Origin of the sequence: Nitratireductor sp. XY-223 (assembly GCF_004959855.1) — a bacterium.
Lineage (GTDB): Bacteria > Pseudomonadota > Alphaproteobacteria > Rhizobiales > Rhizobiaceae > Hoeflea_A.
Genome location: NZ_SPNT01000008.1, coordinates 179,495 through 200,105 on the forward strand (window position 1 = coordinate 179,495; position 20,611 = coordinate 200,105).

22 protein-coding genes are annotated in these 20,611 nt (G+C 63.0%); 11 read left to right on the forward strand and 11 right to left on the reverse strand.

Annotation, left to right across the window (positions count from 1 at the left end; genetic code table 11):
- Positions 1-71: 71 nt before the first annotated feature.
- From E4M07_RS22940 to E4M07_RS22950, 3 genes are read left to right on the forward strand one after another with little or no spacing between them, the layout of a single operon-like run.
- The gene (locus E4M07_RS22940; protein ID WP_246660565.1) at positions 72-1,049 is read left to right on the forward strand and encodes a sugar ABC transporter permease; all 978 of its coding nucleotides are present in this window, start codon (positions 72-74) and stop codon (positions 1,047-1,049) included.
- Positions 1,049-1,945: a carbohydrate ABC transporter permease gene (locus tag E4M07_RS22945; protein ID WP_136660735.1), complete on the forward strand. Its 897-nt coding sequence runs from the start codon at positions 1,049-1,051 to the stop codon at positions 1,943-1,945. The genes E4M07_RS22940 and E4M07_RS22945 overlap by 1 nt, the downstream gene beginning before the upstream one ends.
- The gene (locus E4M07_RS22950; RefSeq protein WP_136660736.1) at positions 1,942-2,646 is read left to right on the forward strand and encodes a cytochrome b561 domain-containing protein; all 705 of its coding nucleotides are present in this window, start codon (positions 1,942-1,944) and stop codon (positions 2,644-2,646) included. The genes E4M07_RS22945 and E4M07_RS22950 overlap by 4 nt, the downstream gene beginning before the upstream one ends.
- A gap of 28 nt (positions 2,647-2,674) precedes the next feature.
- On the opposite strand, the gene E4M07_RS22955 is transcribed toward E4M07_RS22950, so the two are convergent.
- From E4M07_RS22955 to E4M07_RS22965, 3 genes are read right to left on the reverse strand one after another with little or no spacing between them, the layout of a single operon-like run.
- Entirely contained in the window at positions 2,675-3,565 is an 891-nt protein-coding gene (locus E4M07_RS22955) for an NAD(P)-dependent oxidoreductase (RefSeq protein ID WP_136660737.1), read from the reverse strand.
- Complete coding sequence (locus E4M07_RS22960) at positions 3,562-4,098, reverse strand: gluconokinase (protein ID WP_136660738.1); 537 nt, start codon at positions 4,096-4,098, stop codon at positions 3,562-3,564. The genes E4M07_RS22955 and E4M07_RS22960 overlap by 4 nt, the downstream gene beginning before the upstream one ends.
- Positions 4,067-4,840, reverse strand: coding sequence for an SDR family oxidoreductase (locus tag E4M07_RS22965; RefSeq protein WP_136660739.1), 774 nt, complete (start codon positions 4,838-4,840; stop codon positions 4,067-4,069). The genes E4M07_RS22960 and E4M07_RS22965 overlap by 32 nt, the downstream gene beginning before the upstream one ends.
- Before the next feature lie 91 nt (positions 4,841-4,931).
- Here E4M07_RS22965 and E4M07_RS22970 point away from each other — a divergent pair, with 91 nt between their 5' ends.
- Both E4M07_RS22970 and E4M07_RS22975 read left to right on the forward strand, forming a co-directional pair.
- Positions 4,932-5,879, forward strand: coding sequence for a 2-hydroxyacid dehydrogenase (locus E4M07_RS22970; protein ID WP_136660740.1), 948 nt, complete (start codon positions 4,932-4,934; stop codon positions 5,877-5,879).
- Between the two features lie 10 nt (positions 5,880-5,889).
- The gene (locus E4M07_RS22975; RefSeq protein WP_136660741.1) at positions 5,890-6,921 is read left to right on the forward strand and encodes an L-idonate 5-dehydrogenase; all 1,032 of its coding nucleotides are present in this window, start codon (positions 5,890-5,892) and stop codon (positions 6,919-6,921) included.
- Positions 6,922-6,925: 4 nt separating this feature from the next.
- Here the strand turns inward: E4M07_RS22975 and E4M07_RS22980 are convergent, their stop codons facing one another.
- Complete coding sequence (locus E4M07_RS22980) at positions 6,926-7,348, reverse strand: heme-binding protein (protein ID WP_136660785.1); 423 nt, start codon at positions 7,346-7,348, stop codon at positions 6,926-6,928.
- A gap of 66 nt (positions 7,349-7,414) precedes the next feature.
- On the opposite strand from E4M07_RS22980, the gene E4M07_RS22985 reads away from it, so the two are divergent.
- Together E4M07_RS22985 and gndA are read left to right on the forward strand one after the other, a co-directional pair.
- Complete coding sequence (locus E4M07_RS22985; protein WP_136660742.1) at positions 7,415-8,314, forward strand: SMP-30/gluconolactonase/LRE family protein; 900 nt, start codon at positions 7,415-7,417, stop codon at positions 8,312-8,314.
- On the forward strand, positions 8,311-9,726 hold the full coding sequence (gene gndA / locus E4M07_RS22990; RefSeq protein ID WP_136660743.1) for an NADP-dependent phosphogluconate dehydrogenase: 1,416 nt from the start codon (positions 8,311-8,313) through the stop codon (positions 9,724-9,726). Before E4M07_RS22985 ends, gndA begins: the two co-directional genes overlap by 4 nt.
- Positions 9,727-9,742: 16 nt before the next feature.
- On the opposite strand, the gene E4M07_RS22995 is transcribed toward gndA, so the two are convergent.
- Together E4M07_RS22995 and E4M07_RS23000 are read right to left on the reverse strand one after the other, a co-directional pair.
- The gene (locus tag E4M07_RS22995; RefSeq protein ID WP_136660744.1) at positions 9,743-10,030 is read right to left on the reverse strand and encodes a DUF1330 domain-containing protein; all 288 of its coding nucleotides are present in this window, start codon (positions 10,028-10,030) and stop codon (positions 9,743-9,745) included.
- Positions 10,031-10,063: 33 nt separating this feature from the next.
- On the reverse strand, positions 10,064-10,504 hold the full coding sequence (locus E4M07_RS23000) for a globin family protein (RefSeq protein ID WP_136660745.1): 441 nt from the start codon (positions 10,502-10,504) through the stop codon (positions 10,064-10,066).
- Positions 10,505-10,620: 116 nt separating this feature from the next.
- Here E4M07_RS23000 and E4M07_RS23005 point away from each other — a divergent pair, with 116 nt between their 5' ends.
- Entirely contained in the window at positions 10,621-11,481 is an 861-nt protein-coding gene (locus tag E4M07_RS23005) for a LysR substrate-binding domain-containing protein (RefSeq protein WP_136660746.1), read from the forward strand.
- On the opposite strand, the gene E4M07_RS23010 is transcribed toward E4M07_RS23005, so the two are convergent.
- The gene (locus E4M07_RS23010; RefSeq protein WP_206057370.1) at positions 11,478-12,494 is read right to left on the reverse strand and encodes a LacI family DNA-binding transcriptional regulator; all 1,017 of its coding nucleotides are present in this window, start codon (positions 12,492-12,494) and stop codon (positions 11,478-11,480) included. The genes E4M07_RS23005 and E4M07_RS23010 overlap by 4 nt on opposite strands.
- Before the next feature lie 135 nt (positions 12,495-12,629).
- Between E4M07_RS23010 and E4M07_RS23015 the strand changes: the two genes are divergently transcribed.
- The 3 genes from E4M07_RS23015 to E4M07_RS23025 are packed head-to-tail and all read left to right on the forward strand — an operon-like array spanning position 12,630 to position 16,297.
- On the forward strand, positions 12,630-14,165 hold the full coding sequence (locus E4M07_RS23015; RefSeq protein WP_136660747.1) for a sugar ABC transporter ATP-binding protein: 1,536 nt from the start codon (positions 12,630-12,632) through the stop codon (positions 14,163-14,165).
- The gene (locus E4M07_RS23020; protein WP_136660748.1) at positions 14,152-15,174 is read left to right on the forward strand and encodes an ABC transporter permease; all 1,023 of its coding nucleotides are present in this window, start codon (positions 14,152-14,154) and stop codon (positions 15,172-15,174) included. The genes E4M07_RS23015 and E4M07_RS23020 overlap by 14 nt, the downstream gene beginning before the upstream one ends.
- Positions 15,175-15,199: 25 nt before the next feature.
- A complete protein-coding gene (locus E4M07_RS23025; protein ID WP_136660749.1) occupies positions 15,200-16,297 on the forward strand; it encodes a substrate-binding domain-containing protein in 1,098 nt (365 codons plus the stop codon).
- 85 nt (positions 16,298-16,382) lie between these two features.
- On the opposite strand, the gene ugpC is transcribed toward E4M07_RS23025, so the two are convergent.
- From ugpC to E4M07_RS23045, 4 genes are all read right to left on the reverse strand, one after another.
- Positions 16,383-17,456 (reverse strand): sn-glycerol-3-phosphate ABC transporter ATP-binding protein UgpC, encoded by a 1,074-nt coding sequence (ugpC, locus tag E4M07_RS23030; protein ID WP_136660750.1) that lies wholly within the window; start codon positions 17,454-17,456, stop codon positions 16,383-16,385.
- Positions 17,457-17,460: 4 nt separating this feature from the next.
- Entirely contained in the window at positions 17,461-18,330 is an 870-nt protein-coding gene (locus E4M07_RS23035) for a carbohydrate ABC transporter permease (protein ID WP_136660751.1), read from the reverse strand.
- The gene (locus E4M07_RS23040; RefSeq protein WP_136660752.1) at positions 18,323-19,204 is read right to left on the reverse strand and encodes a sugar ABC transporter permease; all 882 of its coding nucleotides are present in this window, start codon (positions 19,202-19,204) and stop codon (positions 18,323-18,325) included. Before E4M07_RS23040 ends, E4M07_RS23035 begins: the two co-directional genes overlap by 8 nt.
- Before the next feature lie 68 nt (positions 19,205-19,272).
- The gene (locus E4M07_RS23045) at positions 19,273-20,547 is read right to left on the reverse strand and encodes an extracellular solute-binding protein (protein ID WP_136660753.1); all 1,275 of its coding nucleotides are present in this window, start codon (positions 20,545-20,547) and stop codon (positions 19,273-19,275) included.
- Positions 20,548-20,611 lie beyond the last annotated feature (64 nt).

Below are 20,611 nucleotides of genomic sequence, written 5' to 3' on the forward strand. Positions count from 1 at the left end.
TCTCCTGAAAACCGGGTGGGCGGATCCTTCCGCCCGCCCGAAATGAACGTTAAGCACAAGCGGGCAACGCGATGGTCAGCCACGAACTCACGACACCGGACCTGAAGAGCGAACGCAGGGTGCGCCATGCGCCGCGGTTCTTCAACATGAACCGCCTGACGCCGTATTTCTTCCTGGCGCCGGCCGGCGCCGTGCTTGCCGTCGCGCTGCTCTATCCCATCGGCTACATGATCTATGCCAGTTTTCTCAGTTGGAACCCCAGCCAGCGCATCCACGAAGCCGATTGGATCGGACTGCGCAATTACACAAACCTCCTCAAGGATCCGAATTTCATCGAATCCTTCTTCGTCACGCTGAAATTCGCGTCGGTCGTCGTCACGCTCGAAATGGTCATCGGCGTCGGCCTCGCGCTGCTGCTCGACCGCAAGATCCGCGGCATGTCGGTGCTGCGCACCATCTTCATCCTGCCGATGATGATCGCGCCGATCGTCGTCGGCCTGATGTGGCGCTACATGTATCACCCGAGTGTCGGCATCCTGAACCGCACGCTGAAGGGCTGGGGCCTTGACCCGATCCCGTGGCTCTCCGATCCCGACTGGGCGCTGCCGTCGGTCATCATCGCGGATGTGTGGCAGTGGACGCCTTTCATCTTCATCCTGTCGCTGGCCGCCCTGCAGTCGCTGCCCCAGTCGGCGCTCGAGGCCTCGCGCATCGATGGTGCGTCGACCTGGCAGCAGATCATCCACATCAAGCTGCCGCTGATGCTTCCCGTGCTGATCATCGCCGGCCTTTTACGGCTGATCGATGCCTTCAAGGTGCTGGAGGTGATCCTGGTGCTGACCAATGGCGGCCCGGGCCTGTCGACCGAGATCCTGTCGCTGCGCATCTCGCGCACCACATCGGAATTCAGGGAACTGGGCGAAGCGGCGGCAATGTCGAATTACCTTCTTCTGCTGCTCCTCATCATCACGCTCGGCATGTTCCTCTTCAACAAGGTCATGGACATGCGCCAGCAAAGGCTGCGCGCCGCGGCCCAGGAGGCAGGCTGATGTCGGCACCCGCCACCAACGAGCAACGCGCCGACATTTTCTTCTACGGCTTCCTGATCGCGCTTGTCGTCATCTCGCTCGGACCCATTGTCCTGATGCTGCTGACCTCGCTCCGGCTGAAGGTCGATATCGTCAGCGACACGGCGAGCCTCATATTCCTGCCGACCATGCGCAACTACGAGACCGTTCTGTGCAATATCCTGTGGTACACGCCCCAGCACGTCGAATACTGCAATCCGACTTTCGGCCGCGCGCTCGGCAATTCGCTTTTCGTCGCCACGGTCTCCACCGGCATCACCCTGGTGTTCGGCTGCATGGCCGCCTACGGCATCGTGCGTTTCCGCTTCCTCGGCCGCGGCACGGTTTCGCTGACGACACTTCTGATGCGCATGGTGCCGCCGGCCGTGCTTCTCGTTCCCGTCTTCGGCATCTGGTCGTTCAATTTCTGCTTTGGCGAGGACGCCTGTCTCGCCGGCACACATGGCGGCATCGTCCTCATCTACGTTGCCATGAACCTGCCCTTCGTCATCTGGATCCTGCAGAGCTTCATCAAGCAGGTGCCGATCCAGCTCGAGGAGGCGGCGAAGATGGATGGCGCCAACGCCTTCCAGGTTTTCTTCCTCGTGGTGCTGCCGGTTATCAAGCCCGGCCTGGCCGCGGCGGCCATTTTCACCTTCCGCATCGCCTGGAACGAGTTCCTGCTCGCCAACGCGCTGCTCGACCGCAGCACGCGCACGGTGCCCGTGACGCTGGTGAACTCGTTGACCGAGCATGATATCGACTGGGGCGTGATCATGGCGACCGGCATGCTGCTGGCGATCCCGCCGATCATCTTCACCTTCATCGCCTCGCGGCAGATCATCACCGGCATGACGGCGGGGGCCGTCAAGGGATGATCGAATGGCTGCTTGCGCCGATCGATCAGGTCCGCCTGCACGAGGTCGGCGCGCATGTCTCCTGGCACGGCCGTTTCATGGTGCTGGCCTGGTCGTTCCTGTTTCCGCTCGGCATCATCATCGCCCGCTTCTTCAAGATCATGCCGCGCCAGGACTGGCCGCGTCATGTCGACAACCAGGCCTGGTGGGTTGCTCACCGCGTGCTGCAATATGGCGGCGGTGTCGTCATCCTGGCAGCGCTCTGGCTGATCTGGCAGGCGCCGACGACCGGCGAAGCGGGCACGCTGCACCGCGTCTTCGGCTGGGCGGTCGTCATCCTGTGCGCCTTCCAGATCCTCACCGGTGTATTCCGCGGCTCAAAGGGCGGGCCGACGGATGCATCCGATGACGGATCGCTGGCCGGCGATCACTACGACATGACCGTGCGCCGAAAAATGTTTGAGCATTTCCACAAGAGCGTCGGCTATCTCGCTCTTTTCGTTGCATGTATTGCGACCGCATCCGGGCTCTGGCTCGCCAATGGTCCAAGGTGGATGTGGATCGCTACCGCCTTGTGGTGGGCGCTTCTGATTGCAGTCTTTATGCTGCTGCAGCGCCGGGGCCTTGCGGTCGACACCTACCAGGCGATCTGGGGGCCGGACGAAAGCCACCCCGGCAATCGCATGAAGCCGATCGGCTGGGGCATCGTCCGGCGAAAATAGGTGTCGCCGTGATCGAAAACGCTGTCTGTTATGAAGGCAGGTTCTCCTTTGCGGGTCCCCTGAAATACTCCATCAGCGCCGCTTCATCTTCGCCGCCAAGACCGGCCGCGGTCAGCATGCGATGCACCTCGGCGCAGACCGCCGTTAACGGCATGGACGTATTGGTCTGGCGGGCCAGATCCTGGGCACCGTTGAGATCCTTCACCATGTTGTCGATACGGCCGGTGCGCCGGTAATCCTTGGCGACATAGCGTGGCATGTATTCCTGAAGCAGCGCGCTGTCGGCGCGCCCGCCCTTCAGCGCCTGCGGGATTTTCGCCGCATCGACGCCGGCATCGAGCGCCAGTTGCGTTGCCTCGGCAACGGCGAGAAAACCCAGCCCGCACAGCACCTGGTTGATCAGTTTCGTGGTCTGGCCGGCCCCGCTCGGCCCCATATGGGTGTAGTTGGTCGCAACGTGTTTCAGGACATTGTGGGCGTCCGCAACGTCCCGTTCATCGCCGCCGGCCATCAGTGTGAGTTCGCCGGTCAGCGCCTTCGGCGCGCCGCCGGACAGCGGCGAGTCCACCCAGCGCAAACCCTTCCGCGCCGCCTCGGCTGCCAGGTCCCGGGTGGAATTCGGATCGATCGACGACATGTCGATGATCAGTGTTCCCGGTTTCGCGCCCTCGGCAACGCCGCCGGCACCGAACACCGCGGCGCGCACGATATTTGCCGAATTGAGGCTGGTGATGACGTAGTCGGCCTTTGAAGCGGCATCGGCTCCCGAGGACGCCGCAAGGGCGCCTTTCGCGACAAGCGCGGCGACTTTTTCCGCATCGAGGTCGAACACATGCAGCTCATTGCCCGTTTCGGCAAGGCGGGCGCCGATGGCGCCGCCCATGGCGCCGGCGCCGATCAATGCGATCCTGTTGGTCATGGTCCGTCCTTTCCGATTTGCGCACAGATGTCCTCGACGACCTGCGCCTGGTCTTTGGAGATGTCGACGACGATCGCCCGTTCGTCAGGTTCGGGTTTCTCGAGCGCCGCGAACTGACTGTCCAGGAGCGAAAGCGGCATGAAATGGCCCTCCCGGGCATTCATGCGTTCGGCGATCAGGTCCCGAGTGCCGTCCAGGAAGACAAATGTCACCGGCTCGCCCGCGACTTCTGCGATCGTGTCCCGGTAAATCCGCCGCAGCGCCGAACAGCCCGCGAAAACCTTTCCCGGCCGGGCCGCCATTTCGCGGGCGACGATCTTCAGCCAGGGCCACCGGTCATCGTCGGTCAGGGCCTCGCCACGGCTCATCTTGTCGATGTTGCGGGGCGGGTGAAAATCGTCGCCGTCGAGATAGGTCGCGCCGAATTTTCTGGCAACGGCCGCCCCGACCGAGGATTTTCCGCATCCGGCGACGCCCATTACGACGTAAAGCCGCGCGGTGTCAGAGACAGGCCGTGATTCCGCCGTCGACATAAAGGATGTGTCCGTTCACGAAGCTGGAAGCAGGGGCGCTGAGGAACACGCAGGCGCCGACAAGTTCCTCGATTTCACCCCATCGTCCGGCGGGCGTTCTTTTTTCAAGCCAGGCGCTGAATTCCGCATCGGCCACCAGGGCCGCGTTGAGGGGCGTGTCGAAATAACCCGGCGCGATTGCGTTGACCTGCAGGCCGTATTTCGCCCAGTCGGTCGCCATGCCTTTCGTCAGGTTGCCGACGGCTCCCTTGGTGGCCGTGTAGGGCGCGATGCCGGGCCGGGCGAGGGCGGTCTGGACCGACGCGATGTTGATGATCTTGCCGGCGCCGCGGGTGATCATGTGCCGCGCCGCCGCCTGTCCGACATTGAAGACGGACGCGATATTCGTCTGCAGCAGCTTGTCGAACATTGCGGGATCGAAATCCTCAAGCGGCGTTCGGTGCTGCATGCCGGCATTGTTGACCAGTATGTCGATGGCGCCGACATCGGCTTCCAGACCGTTGATGCTGCTCTCGACGGCCCCGTGGTCGGTAACGTCGAAGGCGCAGGAATGGATATTCCAGCCTTCGCCGCGCAACACCTCTGCGGCGCTTTCCAGCTTCTGCGGATCGCGGCCATTGAGGATGATGCCGGCGCCCGCCTTGGCCAGGCCGCGGGCAAGCGCAAAGCCGATGCCCTGTGATGAACCGGTGACGAGCGCTGTCTTTCCGGACAGGTCGAAGAGCGTTTTTCCCTGGGTCAAATTTAATTCCTTTTGTCTCGACAACGCCTGGAAGGTTTGTATATGTTATCGATAACATTTTGCAAGCGCTTTTATGGAGAATGGCACAAAGATGGGCAAAATTGGCATTTTACAGGTCGGACCCTATCCGGCCTGGGATGAGGAACCGCTCAACGCCGCTTTCGAGATGCACCGCTATTTCGAGGCGGACGACAAGCCGGCCTTTCTGACCGGTTGCGCCGGCACCGTTCGCGGCATCGCGACCCGCGGCGAGATGGGCGCCGACCGGGCGATGATCGAGGCGCTGCCCAATCTGGAGATCATCTCCGTCTACGGGGTCGGCTTCGATGCGGTGGACCTCGAGGCCGCGCGGGAGCGCGGCATCAGGGTGACCAACACGCCCGATGTGCTGACCATGGACGTTGCCGATCTCGGCGTTGCCATGATGCTTGCGCAGGCGCGCGGCATGATCGCGGCGGAGAGCTGGGTCCGCAGCGGCAACTGGGCGGGCAGGGGGATTTATGAACTGAAGTCCCGCGTGCATGGAAAGCGTGCCGGGATCCTCGGACTGGGGCGGATCGGCTACGCCGTCGGCAAGCGTCTGTCCGGTTTCGACATGGACATTGCCTATTGTGACATCGCGCCGCGTGATTTTGCCCCGGACTGGACGTTCGTCGACACGCCCGCCGCCCTGGCCGAGCGGTCTGATTTTCTGTTCGTGACGCTCGCCGCGTCGGCGGAGACACGGCACATCGTCGGAAGGGACGTGATTTCCGCGCTTGGCCCGGACGGCATGCTGATCAACATCTCAAGGGCCTCGAATGTCGACGAGGAGGCGTTGCTCGACGCGATGGAAACGGGCGCGCTCGGAAGCGCGGCGCTCGACGTGTTCGAGGGCGAGCCGGATATCAATCCGCGTTTTCTGAAATTGGACAACGTGCTTTTGCAGCCCCATCATGCATCGGGCACCGTCGAGACCCGCAAGGCGATGGGCAAGCTGGTGCGCGATAATCTCGCCGCGCATTTTGCCGGCAAAGAACTGCTCACGCCAGTGCTCTAGGAACCCAGCCATGCAAGCGATTGTCATCCACAAGGCCGGGGATCTGCGGATCGAGGAACGACCGTCGGCCAGGCCGGGGCCGGGAGAGGTCCTTGTCCGCCTGGCGGTCGGCGGCGTCTGCGGATCCGACCTCCACTATTACAACCACGGAGGCTTCGGCCCTGTCCGCCTCAAGGAGCCGATGATCCTTGGCCATGAGGTGTCCGGACATGTCACCGAACTTGGCGCGGGCGTCGAGGGTCTCTCGGTCGGTGATCTAGTCGCCGTCTCGCCGTCGCGGCCCTGCGGGCACTGTCGGTACTGCACGGAAGGCTTGCGTAACCAGTGCCTGAATATGCGGTTTTACGGATCGGCCATGCCGTTTCCCCACGTCCAGGGCGCCTTTCGCGAGGAACTCGTGGTGGACGCTTCGCAATGTGTGGTAGCCAACGGCTTGAGTGCCGCGGAAGCGGCCATGGCGGAGCCGTTGTCGGTGACCCTGCACGCGACCCGCCGGGCGGGCGAGATGCTGGGCAAGAAGGTCCTTGTGACGGGATGCGGGCCGATCGGAACGCTCGCCATCCTCGCCGCCCGCCGGGCGGGCGCTGCCGAAATCGTCGCGACCGATCTGGCGGCCAATGCGCTTGCCGTCGCATCCAGTGCGGGAGCGGACCGGCTCATCAATGCCGCCGATGATCCCGAGGCGCTCTCGGCATACGAGGAGGGCAATGGCGCATTCGATGTGTTTTACGAATGCTCCGGCGCTCAGCCGGCGCTGGCCGCGGGGATCGCGGCGATGCGCCCGCGTGGCGTCATTCTGCAGTTGGGCCTGGGCGGCGACATGTCCGTGCCGATGATGGCGCTGACGTCCAAGGAGTTGGAGCTTCGCGGCTCTTTCCGTTTCCATGAAGAGTTTGCCGTAGCGGTTTCGCTGATGCGGTCCGGCCTGATCGACGTCAAGCCGCTGATCACGCATACGGTGCAGTTGCGGGAAGCCGAGACGGCGTTTGAGATCGCCAATGACCGCAGCCGAGCGATGAAAGCCCAGATCGATTTTTCCTAAATCGTCAGTCGATATCGTCCGCGCCGACCGCTGCAAGAGCCGCCCGTGCGACCGCGATGTCCTGATCGCCGGATCCCGATCCGACACCGATGCCGCCCAGGAGCGCGCCGTCCTTGCGGATCGGCAGCCCGCCGGGAAGGCCGGTCACGCCGCCTTGCGTGGCAAGGCCCGCGGCCGTGCGCACCGCCTCCGGTATTTTTGCGCTGGGCGCGCCCGTGGAGGCGGCCGTCAGCGCCTTCGCGCTGGCGCTGCGCCGGCTCAGGAACTTGGCCCCGGTCATACGCAGTTCACCAAGGAGTTCCCCGCCCGCATCGACAATGACGATACATTGCGGCTGGCCGATCTCCTCGGCCTTGGCAACGGCGGCCGCCAGCATTGCCATGACGGCGTGATGTGTCAGTTGGGTCTGTGTGATAAACAGGTTCATGAAATTGGCCCTTGCCAGAGTGTCGAGATATGTTATCGATAACATATCTATAGTCAGGGTGGAAACATGACATTTTTCGAGGCGACCGATCCGGTCTTCAACACCTATGTGCTTGGCAATGCGCCGGTCAGGCAGCTCGAGACCGGATTCTCCTGGGTCGAGGGGCCGGTCTGGTTCGGCGATGCCGGCCAACTGCTGTTTTCCGATATTCCCAACAACCGCATTATGCGCTGGATCCCCGATGTCGGCGTGTCGGTTTTCCGGGCGCCGTCGAATTTCGCCAACGGCCACACGCGCGACCGGGAGGGGCGCCTGGTATCCTGCGAGCACGGCACGCGGCGCGTCACGCGAACCGAGCATGACGGCGCGATCACGGTCATCGCCGACGGCTTTGACGGCAAACGGCTCAATTCGCCGAACGACGTCGTGGTCAAGTCGGACGGAACGATCTGGTTCACCGACCCGCATTACGGCATCATGACGGACTATGAGGGCTACAAGTCCGATCAGGAGCTGCCCTGCCATGTCTATCGTGTCGATCCCGATCGCGGATCGATCGACGCGGTGCTCACCGATTTCCAGTGCCCCAACGGGCTTGCATTCTCGCCCGACGAGAGCGTCCTTTATGTTGCCGATACGGGCACCATGTTCGACCCCGAGGGGCACGGTCACATCCGCGCTTTCGGTGTCTCGGACGGCGGCCTTTCCGGCGGCGATGTCTTCCACGTTGTCGATCCCGGAAAATCCGACGGGTTCCGCGTCGACAGCGACGGCAATATCTGGACCTCCGCTGCCGATGGCGTTCATTGCATCAACCCGTCCGGAACGCTTCTTGGCAAAATCCTCGTGCCGGAACTCGTGTCCAATGTCTGTTTCGGCGGACGTGCCAAGCATCAGTTGTTCATCACGGCAACGACCAGTGTCTATTCGGTCATATTGAACCGTACGGGCGTACAGCGGCCATGAGTGATCGAGCACCGCATTTCGGCCTCGTCGGCCTCGGCACCATGGGAAGCAACCTGGCGCTGAACATTGCCGAGAAGGGTTACGACATCGCCGTCTACAACCGCACCGTCGAGCGGACGCGGGCTTTCCATGCGGAGGCCGGTGAACTGGCGTCCCGGCTGGTGCCCTGCGAGACCCTGGAGGCCTTCGTTGCGGCGATCGCGCCGCCGCGCAACATAATCCTCATGGTGCCGGCCGGGCCGGTTGTCGACGCGCACATCGAGGCCCTGCGGCCGTTGCTCGATAGCGACGACCTGATCATCGACGCGGGCAACGCGAACTTCCGCGATACCAATCGAAGGTCGGAACAGGCCGGAAAGAGCGGCGCGCTGTTCCTCGGCATCGGCGTCTCCGGCGGCGAGGAGGGCGCCCGGCATGGACCGTCCATCATGGGCGGTGGTCCGCGGCCCGCCTGGGACCGCGTCGCGCCCATGCTCGAGGCGATTGCCGCGAAATATGAGGGAACGCCCTGCGCCACCTGGATGGGTGAGGGCGGCGCGGGTCATTTCGTCAAGATGGTGCACAACGGCATCGAATATGCCGACATGCAGATGATCGCCGAGACCTATGGCATGATGCGCGACGGGCTCGGAAGAAGCGCCGCGGACATCGCCGGCGTTTTTGCCGCATGGAACGAGGGGCCCCTGAAATCCTATCTGATCGAGATTTCCGCCGCCGCGGCCGGCGCGATCGATCCGAAGACCGGGCTTCCCGTCCTTGACGTGATCCTCGACCGCGCCGGGCAGAAGGGCACCGGCCGCTGGACCGTGATCGAGGCCCAGCACCTGGGCACGCCGATCACGGCGATCGAAGCCGCGGTCGCGGCCCGCAACATGTCCGCCCGGCTGGAGGAGCGCCGGGCCGGCGAGTGCCTGTTCGGACCGGCGCCGCAGCCGGTGAACCCGGAGACCATTTCCGTCGGCCTTTTGGAAAATGCGCTGCTTGCGGGCAAGATCGCCTGCTACGCGCAGGGCTTCGCCATGCTCGGCGCAGCTTCCGGGGAATTCGGATGGTCGCTGCCGCTGCCGGATATCGCCCGCGTCTGGCGGGCGGGTTGCATCATCCGCTCGACTTTGCTGAACGACATGGCCGAGGCGCTTGCCGCGCATGAGGACATGAACCTGATGTTCGCGCCGTTTTTTGCCGACATCCTCAAGCGCACCGGGTCGGATCTCCGGACGGCGGTCGGCGAGGCGACCAGGAGCGGCAACCCGGCTCCGGCCTTGTCGGCGGGGCTCAGCTATTTCGACATGATGCGCACCGGCCGTTCGACCGCCAATTTGATCCAGGCGCAACGGGACTTTTTCGGCGCCCACTCCTTCGAGCGGGTCGACGAGGCGGGCGCCCATCACGGCCCCTGGGGCGGCACCTGAAGCGCCTTCTGTTCGGTCAGGCACCCTCGACGATCAGGAAATCGGCGTCCGCATTGGCCGCCCTGATCTTCTGCGCCGCCTGGTATTCGGGCGACTGGTAGCAGGCGAGCGCCGTGTCGTAGTCGCGGAATTCCACGACGACATTGCGGTCGCGGGCCACGCCCTCCGGCGCGTTGTAGCGGCCGCCGCGCACCAGGAACCGGGCGCCGAATTTCTCGAAAGCCGGTTTGGCGGCAGCCAGGTAGTCCGGATAGTTGTCGGCGTTTTTGACCGAAACGCGGACAACCCAGTATCCCTTCGTCATGGTGGATTCCTTTCCTGTTCCCGTGCGAACGGGTTACACGGCACGGCGCGAATCGCCATTTCGGTGCGTATTTGCACCCTTTTGCATCTGGCCGGCGATCAGTTCGTAAGCCGCGGCCCAGGCCTTGGCCGCCTCGTCCGACCAGCGCTCGCCGAGGCCCTTTTCGAGCGTCCAGATGAGCGCCTCCGCTACCACCGCGTAATGCGCCGGCTGCACGCCGTAGGCCGCATGCTTGCGCCCCAGTTCTTCCAGGTCGCGCAGCAGCGTGGTGGACGTGTTGAGGCCGGCGATGGTCGATGCCAGCGTCGCAAGCAGCTTTGCCTTCTGCGCCGACATGTCCGTTTTGGCGAACAGATCCCTCACGCCGGGGTCCAGTTCGAACAGCCGGTCGTAAAAGAGATCGGCGGCCACCTCCGCGATCGGCAGAACGTGCTGCCAGGTATCCTGGACAATTGTAATCTGGTCTCGGTTCATGGTGTCCTCCCATCTCGAGCTTCGGGATCGGACGTCCGACCCGGGCGCTGTATAGGTCTTTTCTGGCGTGCAAAAAAATGAATAATTAGGATGATTTCATTCTCAGGGAGAGATGGATGGAACTGAGCGATCTGAGGATATTCACCGCGGTGGTGCACGAAGGCGGTATCACCCGGGCAGCCGAGAAGCTGAACCGCGTACAGTCCAACGTCACCACGCGCATCCGCCAGCTTGAGGACAGGCTGCGGACAAGGCTGTTCGACCGGCAGGGAAAGAAACTCATCCTGACGCCGGCGGGCAGGACGCTGCTCGACTATGCCGACCGGCTGCTGGCGCTCGCCGACGAGGCGGAATCGGCGCTGCATGACAAGAACCCGCGCGGCCTGTTCCGGCTGGGATCGATGGAGAGCACGGCGGCGGTGCGGCTGCCCGGACCGCTTTCCGCCTATGCCGAGAAGTATCCCGAGGTGGTGCTCGAGATGCGTACCGGCAATCCGACGCAGCTCGCGAACGCGCTCCTGGCGGGAGAGATCGACGCCGCCCTGGTCGCCGAACCTATCGCCGAGGCGAAGTTCGACTGGATTGTCGCGTTCGAGGAAGAGCCGGTGATCGTCACGTCCCATGACCATCCGGCCATCGATGAAAACTCACCCGTGCCGCGCACGGTGATCGTGTTCGAACACGGCTGCCCGCACCGCCGGCGGCTTGAAGAGTGGTATGCCGGTCGCAAGGACCTGCCCGAACGCACGATCGAACTTGGGTCCTACCACGCGATGCTGGGCTGCGTGCTGACCGGCATGGGCGCCGCGCTGGTGCCGCACAGCGTCATTTCCTCCTTTCCGGAAAAGGAGCGCCTGCGCGTAAACCACCTTCCGACCGGGCAGAACACGCTGCGCACGCTGATGATCTGGCCGAAGAACGTCAAATCGGCCAAGGTCGAAGCCCTGTGCGGCGTGCTGGAGGACTTGGGAAACTAGACCGTGTTGCCGGGAACTAGCCGGGTCGGCGCGACGATGACGTCGTCCACCGGTTCACCGCGAATGCGCGAGATCAGCGCCTCGGCGGCGGATTTGCCGAGGCTTTGCGTGCCGACCGCCGTTGTCGTCAGCCGCTGCGGTATGACCGAGGCGACCTCCATGCTGCCCCAGCCCGCAATGCCGACATCTCCTGGGATGTCGATGCCCTTCGACTGGCAATAGAACATGCCGCCGATCGCCATGGCATCGTCCTGGAAGTAGATCGCGTCGATATCGCCGGCCCGGTTGAGAACCGTCTCCGTGCCGTAGAACCCGGCATAAAATCCCGGCCGGTCGATCAGCACCTCTTTGGTCGCGAGCGGCCGATCCGATGCGCGCAAGGCTTCCTCGAAACCTTCGAGCCGCGCGGCGCCCATGCCCGGCGCATTGGCTTCCGCGCCCACATAGCCGATCCGGCGCCGCCCTTTCGAGAGCATGTATTGGCCCATCTCGCGCCCGCAGTCGTAATGGTTGAAGCCGACGGAGATGTCGAGCGGGCTGGTGTTGAGGTTCCAGATCTCGACGATCGGAACCGCCTGTGCCTTCAACAGCTCGATCGTCGCCGTCGTGTGGGTGCGGCCGCTGATGATCACCCCGGCCGGCCGCCATGACAGAATGTTGCGCACCCAGGCCTCTTCCGCCTCCGGCTCGTTTTCGTGCGAACCGATGATCGTCTGGTATCCGAAGCGGGAAAAGGCGTGGTTGATGCTGTCGAGCACGGTTCCGTAAAGCGTGCTCGAAAGATGCGGTACGCACACGCCGACAATGGTCGATGTCTGCTCCGAGCCGAAGGCGGCGGCGATACGGTTCGGAACGTAGCCGAGCCGCTCGACCTCGCGCATCACCCGGTCGCGCGTTTCGGCGGAAAAACCGCTCGCATTGCGCAGGACGCGCGAGGCGGTCATCTTGGAAACACCGGCCGCCTTGGCGACTTCCGCAAGGCTCACACCGCTTCGTTTATGGCTCTTCGACACCTGCTGTTCCCGAATTGTCGACGTTTAAGTTATCGATAACATTCTGCTTGACTCGCATCCGAGGTGCAACATATGCTGCCATTGAGTTACCGGTAACGCAACCAAAAAAGTGCGCTGCCGGCGGGGAGGAGCGCTATGGCCGTCGATTCGCGCAGCGGTTTGTTTTTCGACAATGTCGTCAAAACCTTTGGCGGCACGCATGCGCTGCGCGGCGTTTCGATGCATGTCGACCGTGGCGAGATCGTCGCACTGCTCGGCGAGAACGGCGCCGGCAAATCGACCCTGATCAAGGTACTCGGCGGCATTCACAAGGCCGACAGCGGCGGCGTCTATATCGACGGTGAGGTCTATGCGCACGCACCGGGCCGCGTCGACCACCGCCAGGCGGTCGCTTTTATCCACCAGGATCTCGGCCTCATCGAATGGATGACGATCGCCGAGAACATGGCCCTGGCGCAGGGCTACGCGCGCAGGGGCGGGCTGATCAACTGGTCCGCAGCAGATGAGCGTGCAGCCGAGGCACTGCAGAAGGTCGACTGCGATTTCGACCCGACGACCCGTATTTCCGATCTCAGCCGGACGGAAAAATCGCTCGTGGCGATCGCCCGCGCCCTGGCGGTCGAATGCGACTACCTTGTTCTCGACGAACCGACGGCCAGCCTTCCGGCTGACGAAGTGGAACGCCTGTTTGCCGCGCTGCGCCCGCTGAAGGAAAAGGGTGTCGGCATGATCTACGTGTCGCACCGCCTCGACGAGATCTTCAAGATCGCCGACCGGGTATCCGTCCTGCGCGACGGGATGATGGTCGGCATGCGCGACATCGCCCACACCACGCCCGAGGAACTGGTCAGCCTGATCGTCGGCAAACGGACCCGCGAGGTGGACCGCCCGGACAGCGGCGACGGATCGGCGATCCTGTCGGTCCGCGATCTGCGAACCGAGACCGTCGGTCCCGCAAGCTTCGAGGTCCATGAAGGCGAGATCGTCGGGCTTGTCGGCCTGCGCGGGGCCGGTCACGAGGATATCGGCCGCAGCCTCTTTGGCGAGACGGAGCACTTTGGAGAGGTTCAGCTCGGCGGTGCCGCGCCGGATCTTTCCTCGCCGCGCACGGCCATGCAATCCGGCATCGGGCTCGTTGCCCGTGACCGCGTCGTCGAATCCATCGCGCCGGCGCTCACCATCCGCGAGAACGCCTATCTCAATCCTGAAGTCACGGGCAGGGGGCTGTTCTCCTTCAAGTCCGTCGGAGACGAGGACGCCGACACGATCGCCCTTGGGCAAAGCCTCGGCCTCAGCCCCAACGATCCGACCCTGGCCATCGAAGCGCTTTCCGGCGGCAATCAGCAGAAGGTTGTGGTCGGACGCTGGCTTGCGGCGAACCGCAGGATGCTGATCGCAGAAGATCCGACGGCCGGCGTCGATGTCGGCGCCAAGGCCGAGATCTACGCGCTGCTATTCGATGCGGTCTCGCGCGGCATGGCCGTTCTCGTCGTTTCCACCGATTTCGAGGAAGTGGCGGCCATCTGTCACCGGGCGATCGTGTTCAGTCGCGGCCACGTCGTCACCGAGCTGTCCGGCGTCGGTCTTTCCACCGAGACACTGATCCAGGCGGCATCCGCCGGCGAGGCCGAGGATGCCATTGGCGAAAGGGTCAACCATGCAGTCAATTGAATCAAACGCCCTCGAGCCGACCCGTGCCGAGATGAAGGAACTGTCGCTGACGGCCAAATTGATACGGCTGGCCCCGGTCTACGGCCTCGTGCTTTTGACCCTCGGTCTCATCATCCTGTTCTCGATCCTCTTGCCGGATACGTTTCCGACCCTTTTGAACCTGCGCGCGATTATCTCCGACAAGGCGATCATCGCGCTGCTGAGCCTCGCGGCGATGATCCCGATGGCGGCGGGCCGCATCGACCTAACGGTCGGCTACGGCATCGTTTTGTGGCATATCCTTGCCATATCGCTGCAGACGATGTTCGGCATTCCTTGGCCGATTGCCGTCCTCATCGTGCTGTGCCTTGGCGCCTTCGTCGGCTTCCTCAACGGCATTCTCGTTGAAATCGCCAAGATCGACGCCTTTATCGCAACGCTGGGCACCGGGACGGTGCTTTATGCGCTGGCGCTCTGGCACACGGGCGGACGACAGGTGGTGGGCGTTTTGCCCGAAGGTTTTTATGCCGTGAACGGCACGTTCCTGTTCGGTCTGCCGATCACCGGCTACTACGTGCTGGCAATCACCGTCGCCATGTGGCTGCTGCTCGAATACACGCCCATCGGCCGCTATCTCTACGCCATCGGCGCCAATCCGCGGGCCGCCGAGCTCAACGGCATTCCGACGCGCAAATTCGTGGTCGGCGCCTTCATTTCATCGGGTCTCATGACCGCGCTTGCCGGTGTCATCCTGGCCTCCAAGCTGCGCATCGGCCAGGCGAGCGTCGGCCTTGAATACCTGCTGCCGGCGCTGGTCGGCGCCTTCCTCGGCTCGACCACGATCAAGCCGGGCCGGGTCAACGTGTGGGGCACCATTGTCGGCGTCGCGATCCTGGCGGTCGGCATCTCCGGCATTCAACAGTTCGGGGGCTCGTTCTGGGTCGAGCCCATGTTCAACGGCGTGACATTGCTCGTTGCCATCGGCATTGCCGGTTATGCGCAGCGCCGCAAGGGCGCGTCCCGAAAATAACGCAACACCGCTCAGGGAGGAAAACATGCTGAGAAGAACCTTTGTCACCGCAATGCTTGCAGCCGGCGTCGCGCTGCCCGCGCTGCCGGCCGCCGCCGACGCCGTCTCGGACGCCATGGATGCGGTGAAGAAACATGCCGGCCAGAAGAGCGCCTGGGACGGGCCGACGTCTGGCCCGAAAGCCGCCGACGGAAAGACCATCGTGGTGCTGGCCGCCGACATGAAGAATGGCGGCATCCTCGGCGTCACCAACGGCGTCGAGGAGGCGGCCGACCGGATCGGCTGGGAGGTGCGCGTCCTTGACGGTGCCGGCACCATCTCCGGCCGCACCGCGGCCTTCGGCCAGGCCATGGCCCTGAAACCGGACGGCATCATCATCAACGGCTTCGACGCGGTCGAACAGCAGGCCGGCATGGCACAGGCCCGCGAGGCCGGCATACCGATGGTCAGCTGGCATGCCTCTCCGGTCATCGGGCCGGATCCCGACAACGGCATCTTCGCCAACGTCTCGACCGACGCCATGGAGGTCTCGGCGGCAGCGGCGCAATGGGCCTTCGCCGATGCCGGCGGCGCGCCGAAAGTGGTGATCTTCACCGATTCGACCTATGCCATCGCCATCGCCAAGGCCGACCGCATCAAGGAGACGATCGAGGCGCTTGGCGGCACCGTTCTGGAATATGTCGACACGCCGATTGCCGACACGTCGAACCGCATGCCGACCCTGACCACGGCGCTGCTGCAGCGCTACGGCGATGACTGGACCCACAGCCTGGCCATCAACGACATCTATTTCGACTTCATGGGACCGGCACTCGCCGCCGCCGGCGTCAAGGGCGATGCCAATCCCAAGGCGGTTGCGGCCGGCGACGGATCCGAAAGCGCCTACCAGCGCATCCGCGGCGGACAGTATCAGTCGGTCACGGTTGCCGAGCCCCTCAATCTTCAAGGCTGGCAGCTCGTCGACGAGCTTAACCGCGCCATGCAGGGTGAGGACTGGTCCGGCTACACCTCACCGCTCCACGTGGTGACGGCGGAAAACATATCCTCCGACGGCGGCGACAAGAACATCTTCGATCCGGGCAACGGCTACCGGGACGAATACGCAAAGATCTGGGGCAAGTAGGATCTTCCACACTCCCAAGGCCAGCATGTCCGCTGGCTGAGTTGAGGCGCTTTTCGAAGCGCCTCTTTTTTGCAGCTGGGTGGGTTCAGACCACCGTTCCGCTCGGGTCGAAGAGATGCATCTTCGATCGGTCGATATGGACCGGCGCCATGTCTCCGGGCTGCAGCCTGTACTCGGGCGAGACCCGCATGGTAACCGGCTCGGCCGAGAACTCCGTTTGCAGATAGATGAGGGATTCGGCCCCGAGTTTCTCAATGATTTCGATCTTGGCCTCGAAGTCCGCCGCGCCGTTGTCGGCCATGGACAGGTGTTCGGGCCGGATCCCGAGCGTGACGGGACCGGGCGCCGCCTTGATTTCATGCCGGTCGGCGGTCACCGTCGTCGAACCGAACCGGACGGCGGGAACACCGTTCTCCTGCGTGACGTCAGCGGAAACGAAATTCATGGAAGGCGCCCCGATGAAGCCGGCCACAAAGGTGTTGGCCGGATTGTCGTAAAGCTCGATCGGTGTTCCGATCTGCTCGATTCGCCCAGCATTGAAGACGACGATGCGGTCGGCCAGTGTCATGGCCTCCGTCTGATCGTGGGTCACGTAGATCATCGTTGCGTCAATGCGGTTGTGCAGCCTGGCGATCTCCAGCCGCATCTGCACGCGCAGCGCTGCATCCAGGTTCGAAAGCGGCTCGTCGAACAGGAAGACCTTCGGATCGCGTATGATCGAGCGGCCGATGGCAACGCGCTGTCGCTGGCCGCCTGAGAGCTGGCGCGGCGTGCGGTCGAGCAGCGGTTCGATCTGCAGGGTGGCCGCGACTTCGCGCACGCGGCGGTCGATTTCGGCGCGTGGCGTCTTGGCAAGCTTCAGGCCGAAACCGATGTTTTCGGCCACCGTCATATGCGGGAAGAGCGCATAGGACTGGAACACCATGGCGATCTCGCGCTTGGCGGGCGCTACGTGCGTGACGTCGCGCTCGCCGATCACGATGCGGCCTTCCGTGGCGCTTTCGAGTCCCGAGATCATGCGCAGCATGGTGGACTTGCCGCAGCCCGACGGTCCGACGAAGACAACGAACTCACCATGCCGGACGGCAAGGTCGACGCCGTTGATGACCTGCACGTCGCCGAATGATTTGCGGATGTTTTCGAGAATGAGTTGTGCCATTTTCCTAACCTTTGACCGCGCCCATCGTCATGCCCTTGATGAAGTAGCGCTGGAAGAACAGGAACACGACCAGCGTCGGCAGGGTGGCGATCAGCGACAGCGCGCCCTGAACGCCCCAGGCGACGGAATACTGACCGCGCAGGTTGACGAGACCGAGCATGATGGTCCGCTTTTCGTCCGACTGGGTGAATATCAGCGGCCACAGGAAATCGTTCCAGATCCAGGTGAATTGCAGCGTTGCCAGGACGGCAAGCGCCGGCAGGCTGAGCGGCAGCGCAACCTTCGTCAGCACCTGCCATTCGTTGGCGCCCTCCAGGATAGCGGCCTCCCGCAGCGCGTTGGGCACCGTTGCGAAAAAATTGCGCATCAGGAGCGTGCAGATCGGGATGCCCATTGCCGTGTGGATGAAGATGAGCGGCCACAGCGTGTCGATGAGGCCGACCGCGTTGAACAGGCGGAAAAGCGGGATGAGAATGACCTGCGGCGGAAAGAACATGCCGGAGACGATCGCCAGGAACAGAAGATCGCTGCCGCGAAACGGCATCTTGGCAAAGACGTATCCGGTGAGCACGCCGAGCGCGATGGAGGCGGCGGTTGCAGGCGCGGCGACCAGCAGCGTGTTGATCAGGTACCGGTGGACCGCCGGATTGTTCAGCACCTCGGCGAAATTGCCGAGATAGAGTTGCGTGGGGATCGACCATAGTTCGCCGAGCGCGATGTCCCTTGTCGTCTTGACCGACGACAACAGCACGCCGATGGTCGGCGCCAGGAACAGCACGGCAAGGCACACAAGCACGACAAAGATGACCGCCGGCCAGGGATTGAACGGCTTGCGCGGTGTTTCGACGGCGTCGAGGATCTGCGCGTCAGCCATAAATCTCGTCCACCTTTTTTAGCTGGCGGAAGTAGATGCGGATGATGGTCAGCGCCAGAAGGAACAGGACAACCGAGATCGCACTGCCGTAGCCCATCAGATATTTCTTGAAGGATTCGTTGTACATGTGCATGGCGAGCGTGTCCGAACTGTTGAACGGGCCGCCGCCGGTCATGATGAAGAGGATGTCGAAGCCCTTCAGCGAGTTGATGACGCTGAGCGCAACGACCACCACGGTCGCCGGGGTCAAAAGCGGGATGATGACATGGCGGATGCGCTGCCAGGCCGAGGCGCCCTCGATCTCGCAGACTTCAAGGAGGTCCTCGGAGATTGAGGTCAGACCGGCGAGATAGATGACCATGGAAAGCCCGGTCTGCTGCCACGACCAGGCGACGATGACGGAGCCAAGCGCCGTGTCGGGTTTGGCAAGCCAGGCATAGTTGAGTGTGTTGCCGGTCACCTGGCTGATGACCGTGTTCAACAGCCCCCAGTCGGGCTGGTATATCCACACCCAGATCTGGCCGACGACGATCGCCGAAAGGCAGATCGGCAGGTAGAAGATCGACTTGAACACCGGGCCGCCCGGTATGCGGCTGTCGATGAGGAGCGCGAGGCCGAGGCCGAGCAGCGTCGGCAGCAGGATCGCGGCGGCAATCCAGATGGCCGTGTTGATGGCGGCGCCCAGAAACAGCCTGTCGGTGTAGATCTTGGCGAAATTCTCGAACCCGACGAAATCGTAGTCGGAGCTGAAGCCGTTCCAGTTTGTGAAACTGTAGTAGAATGAACTGACAAGCGGCCAGACCACCAGAAGCGTGAAAACACCGAGCGGCAAGGCCAGCAATACGATCCGCCAGAAACGGTCTTCCCGCTCCATCGATTTTTCCCTTTGCAGGCGGCCGCCGGATGGCTCCCGGCGACCGCGGAATCGAGCTGTGACTCAGCTTACTGCTTGAACGCGCCCGCGGCATCGCTCGAGGCTTGAGCGAGGATGTCGTCGACCTTGCTCGGATCATCCATGAATCGTGCGAACATGGAAAGACCGACTTCGGCGACGGGCGGCGGCGTCGCCAGGTCGTAGTTGAAGGCGAAGGTTTCCGCATTGGCAACGGTGGTGAACGCCTTCTGCATGACGGCGTTGTAGTTGGCCGGGTCGACATTCACATTCGCCGACAGTGCGCCGTAGGTTTTCGTCCACTCGGTCTGAACGTCGACATTGGCGGTCATGTAGTCGACAAAGGCTTCCGCGCCCTCGACGTTCTCGGCGTTGGCGGCGATGACCAGGCCGTCGACCGGACCGACCACGGCGTTCGAAACGCCGGCGTTGATTTCCGGGAACGGGAAGAAGTCGTAGTCGTCGGCGGGAACCAGTCCGATGCCGTTCCAGTAGCCGGTGATCCAGGTTCCCATAAGCGTCATGGCGGCATCGCCGCGCGCCACCTTGTCGGACGCGTCGGTCCAGCCGTCGGCGTTGGCGTTGGCAACGAAATAGCCCTTGTCGACGAGCTCCTTCCAAAGGCCCATGGCGTGTTTGACCTCTTCATCGTCATAGGAGGCCGATCCATCCATCAGCTTGGCGCGGTATTCCGGTCCGGCGGTGCGAAGCAGCAGGTAGTCGAACCAGAACTGGGCAGGCCAGCGGTCCTTGGAGCCGAGGGCGATGGGCGTTACGCCTTTGCCCTTGAGGGTTTCGCAGGCCGCGAGGAATTCCTCCCAGGTCTTCGGCATCTCGGTGATGCCCGCATCGGCCATGACCTTGGTGTTATAGAACATGCCGGCATAGTGGTAATTGAACGGCACCAGGTAACGCTTGCCGTCGTAGACCGTCGCGCTGTCGGCAACGGACTTTGCGATGACCTTGTCGAGGCCGTCCTTTTTCCACATGTCGTCGATGGGATGCAGCGCGCCGGAATCGACAACGAACTGGACGCGGGCACCCGCCCAGTAGCTGAACACGTCGGGAAGGCTCTTGCCTGCGGCCTGCACCAGAATCCCGGTCTTGAAGTCCTCGTGACCGATCGGGCTGTTCTTCAGCTTGTAGCCGGTGTCCTTTTCAAATTTGGCGACCTGCTCGTTGAAGACCTTCTGGCCGAACTCGCCGGTAAAGTAGTGGCTGATGGTGACATCACCCTTGTCCTGTGCCGTTACCGGGCCGGCGATCATCAGGGTCGGCGCGACGATCGCGGCTGCAAACAGCTTTCGCCTGCTGAGATTGGGCATGTGTTCCTCCCGTCTAAGTTTACACATATTACACTTTTGAGCTGTGTATGCTCATGTCATCCCA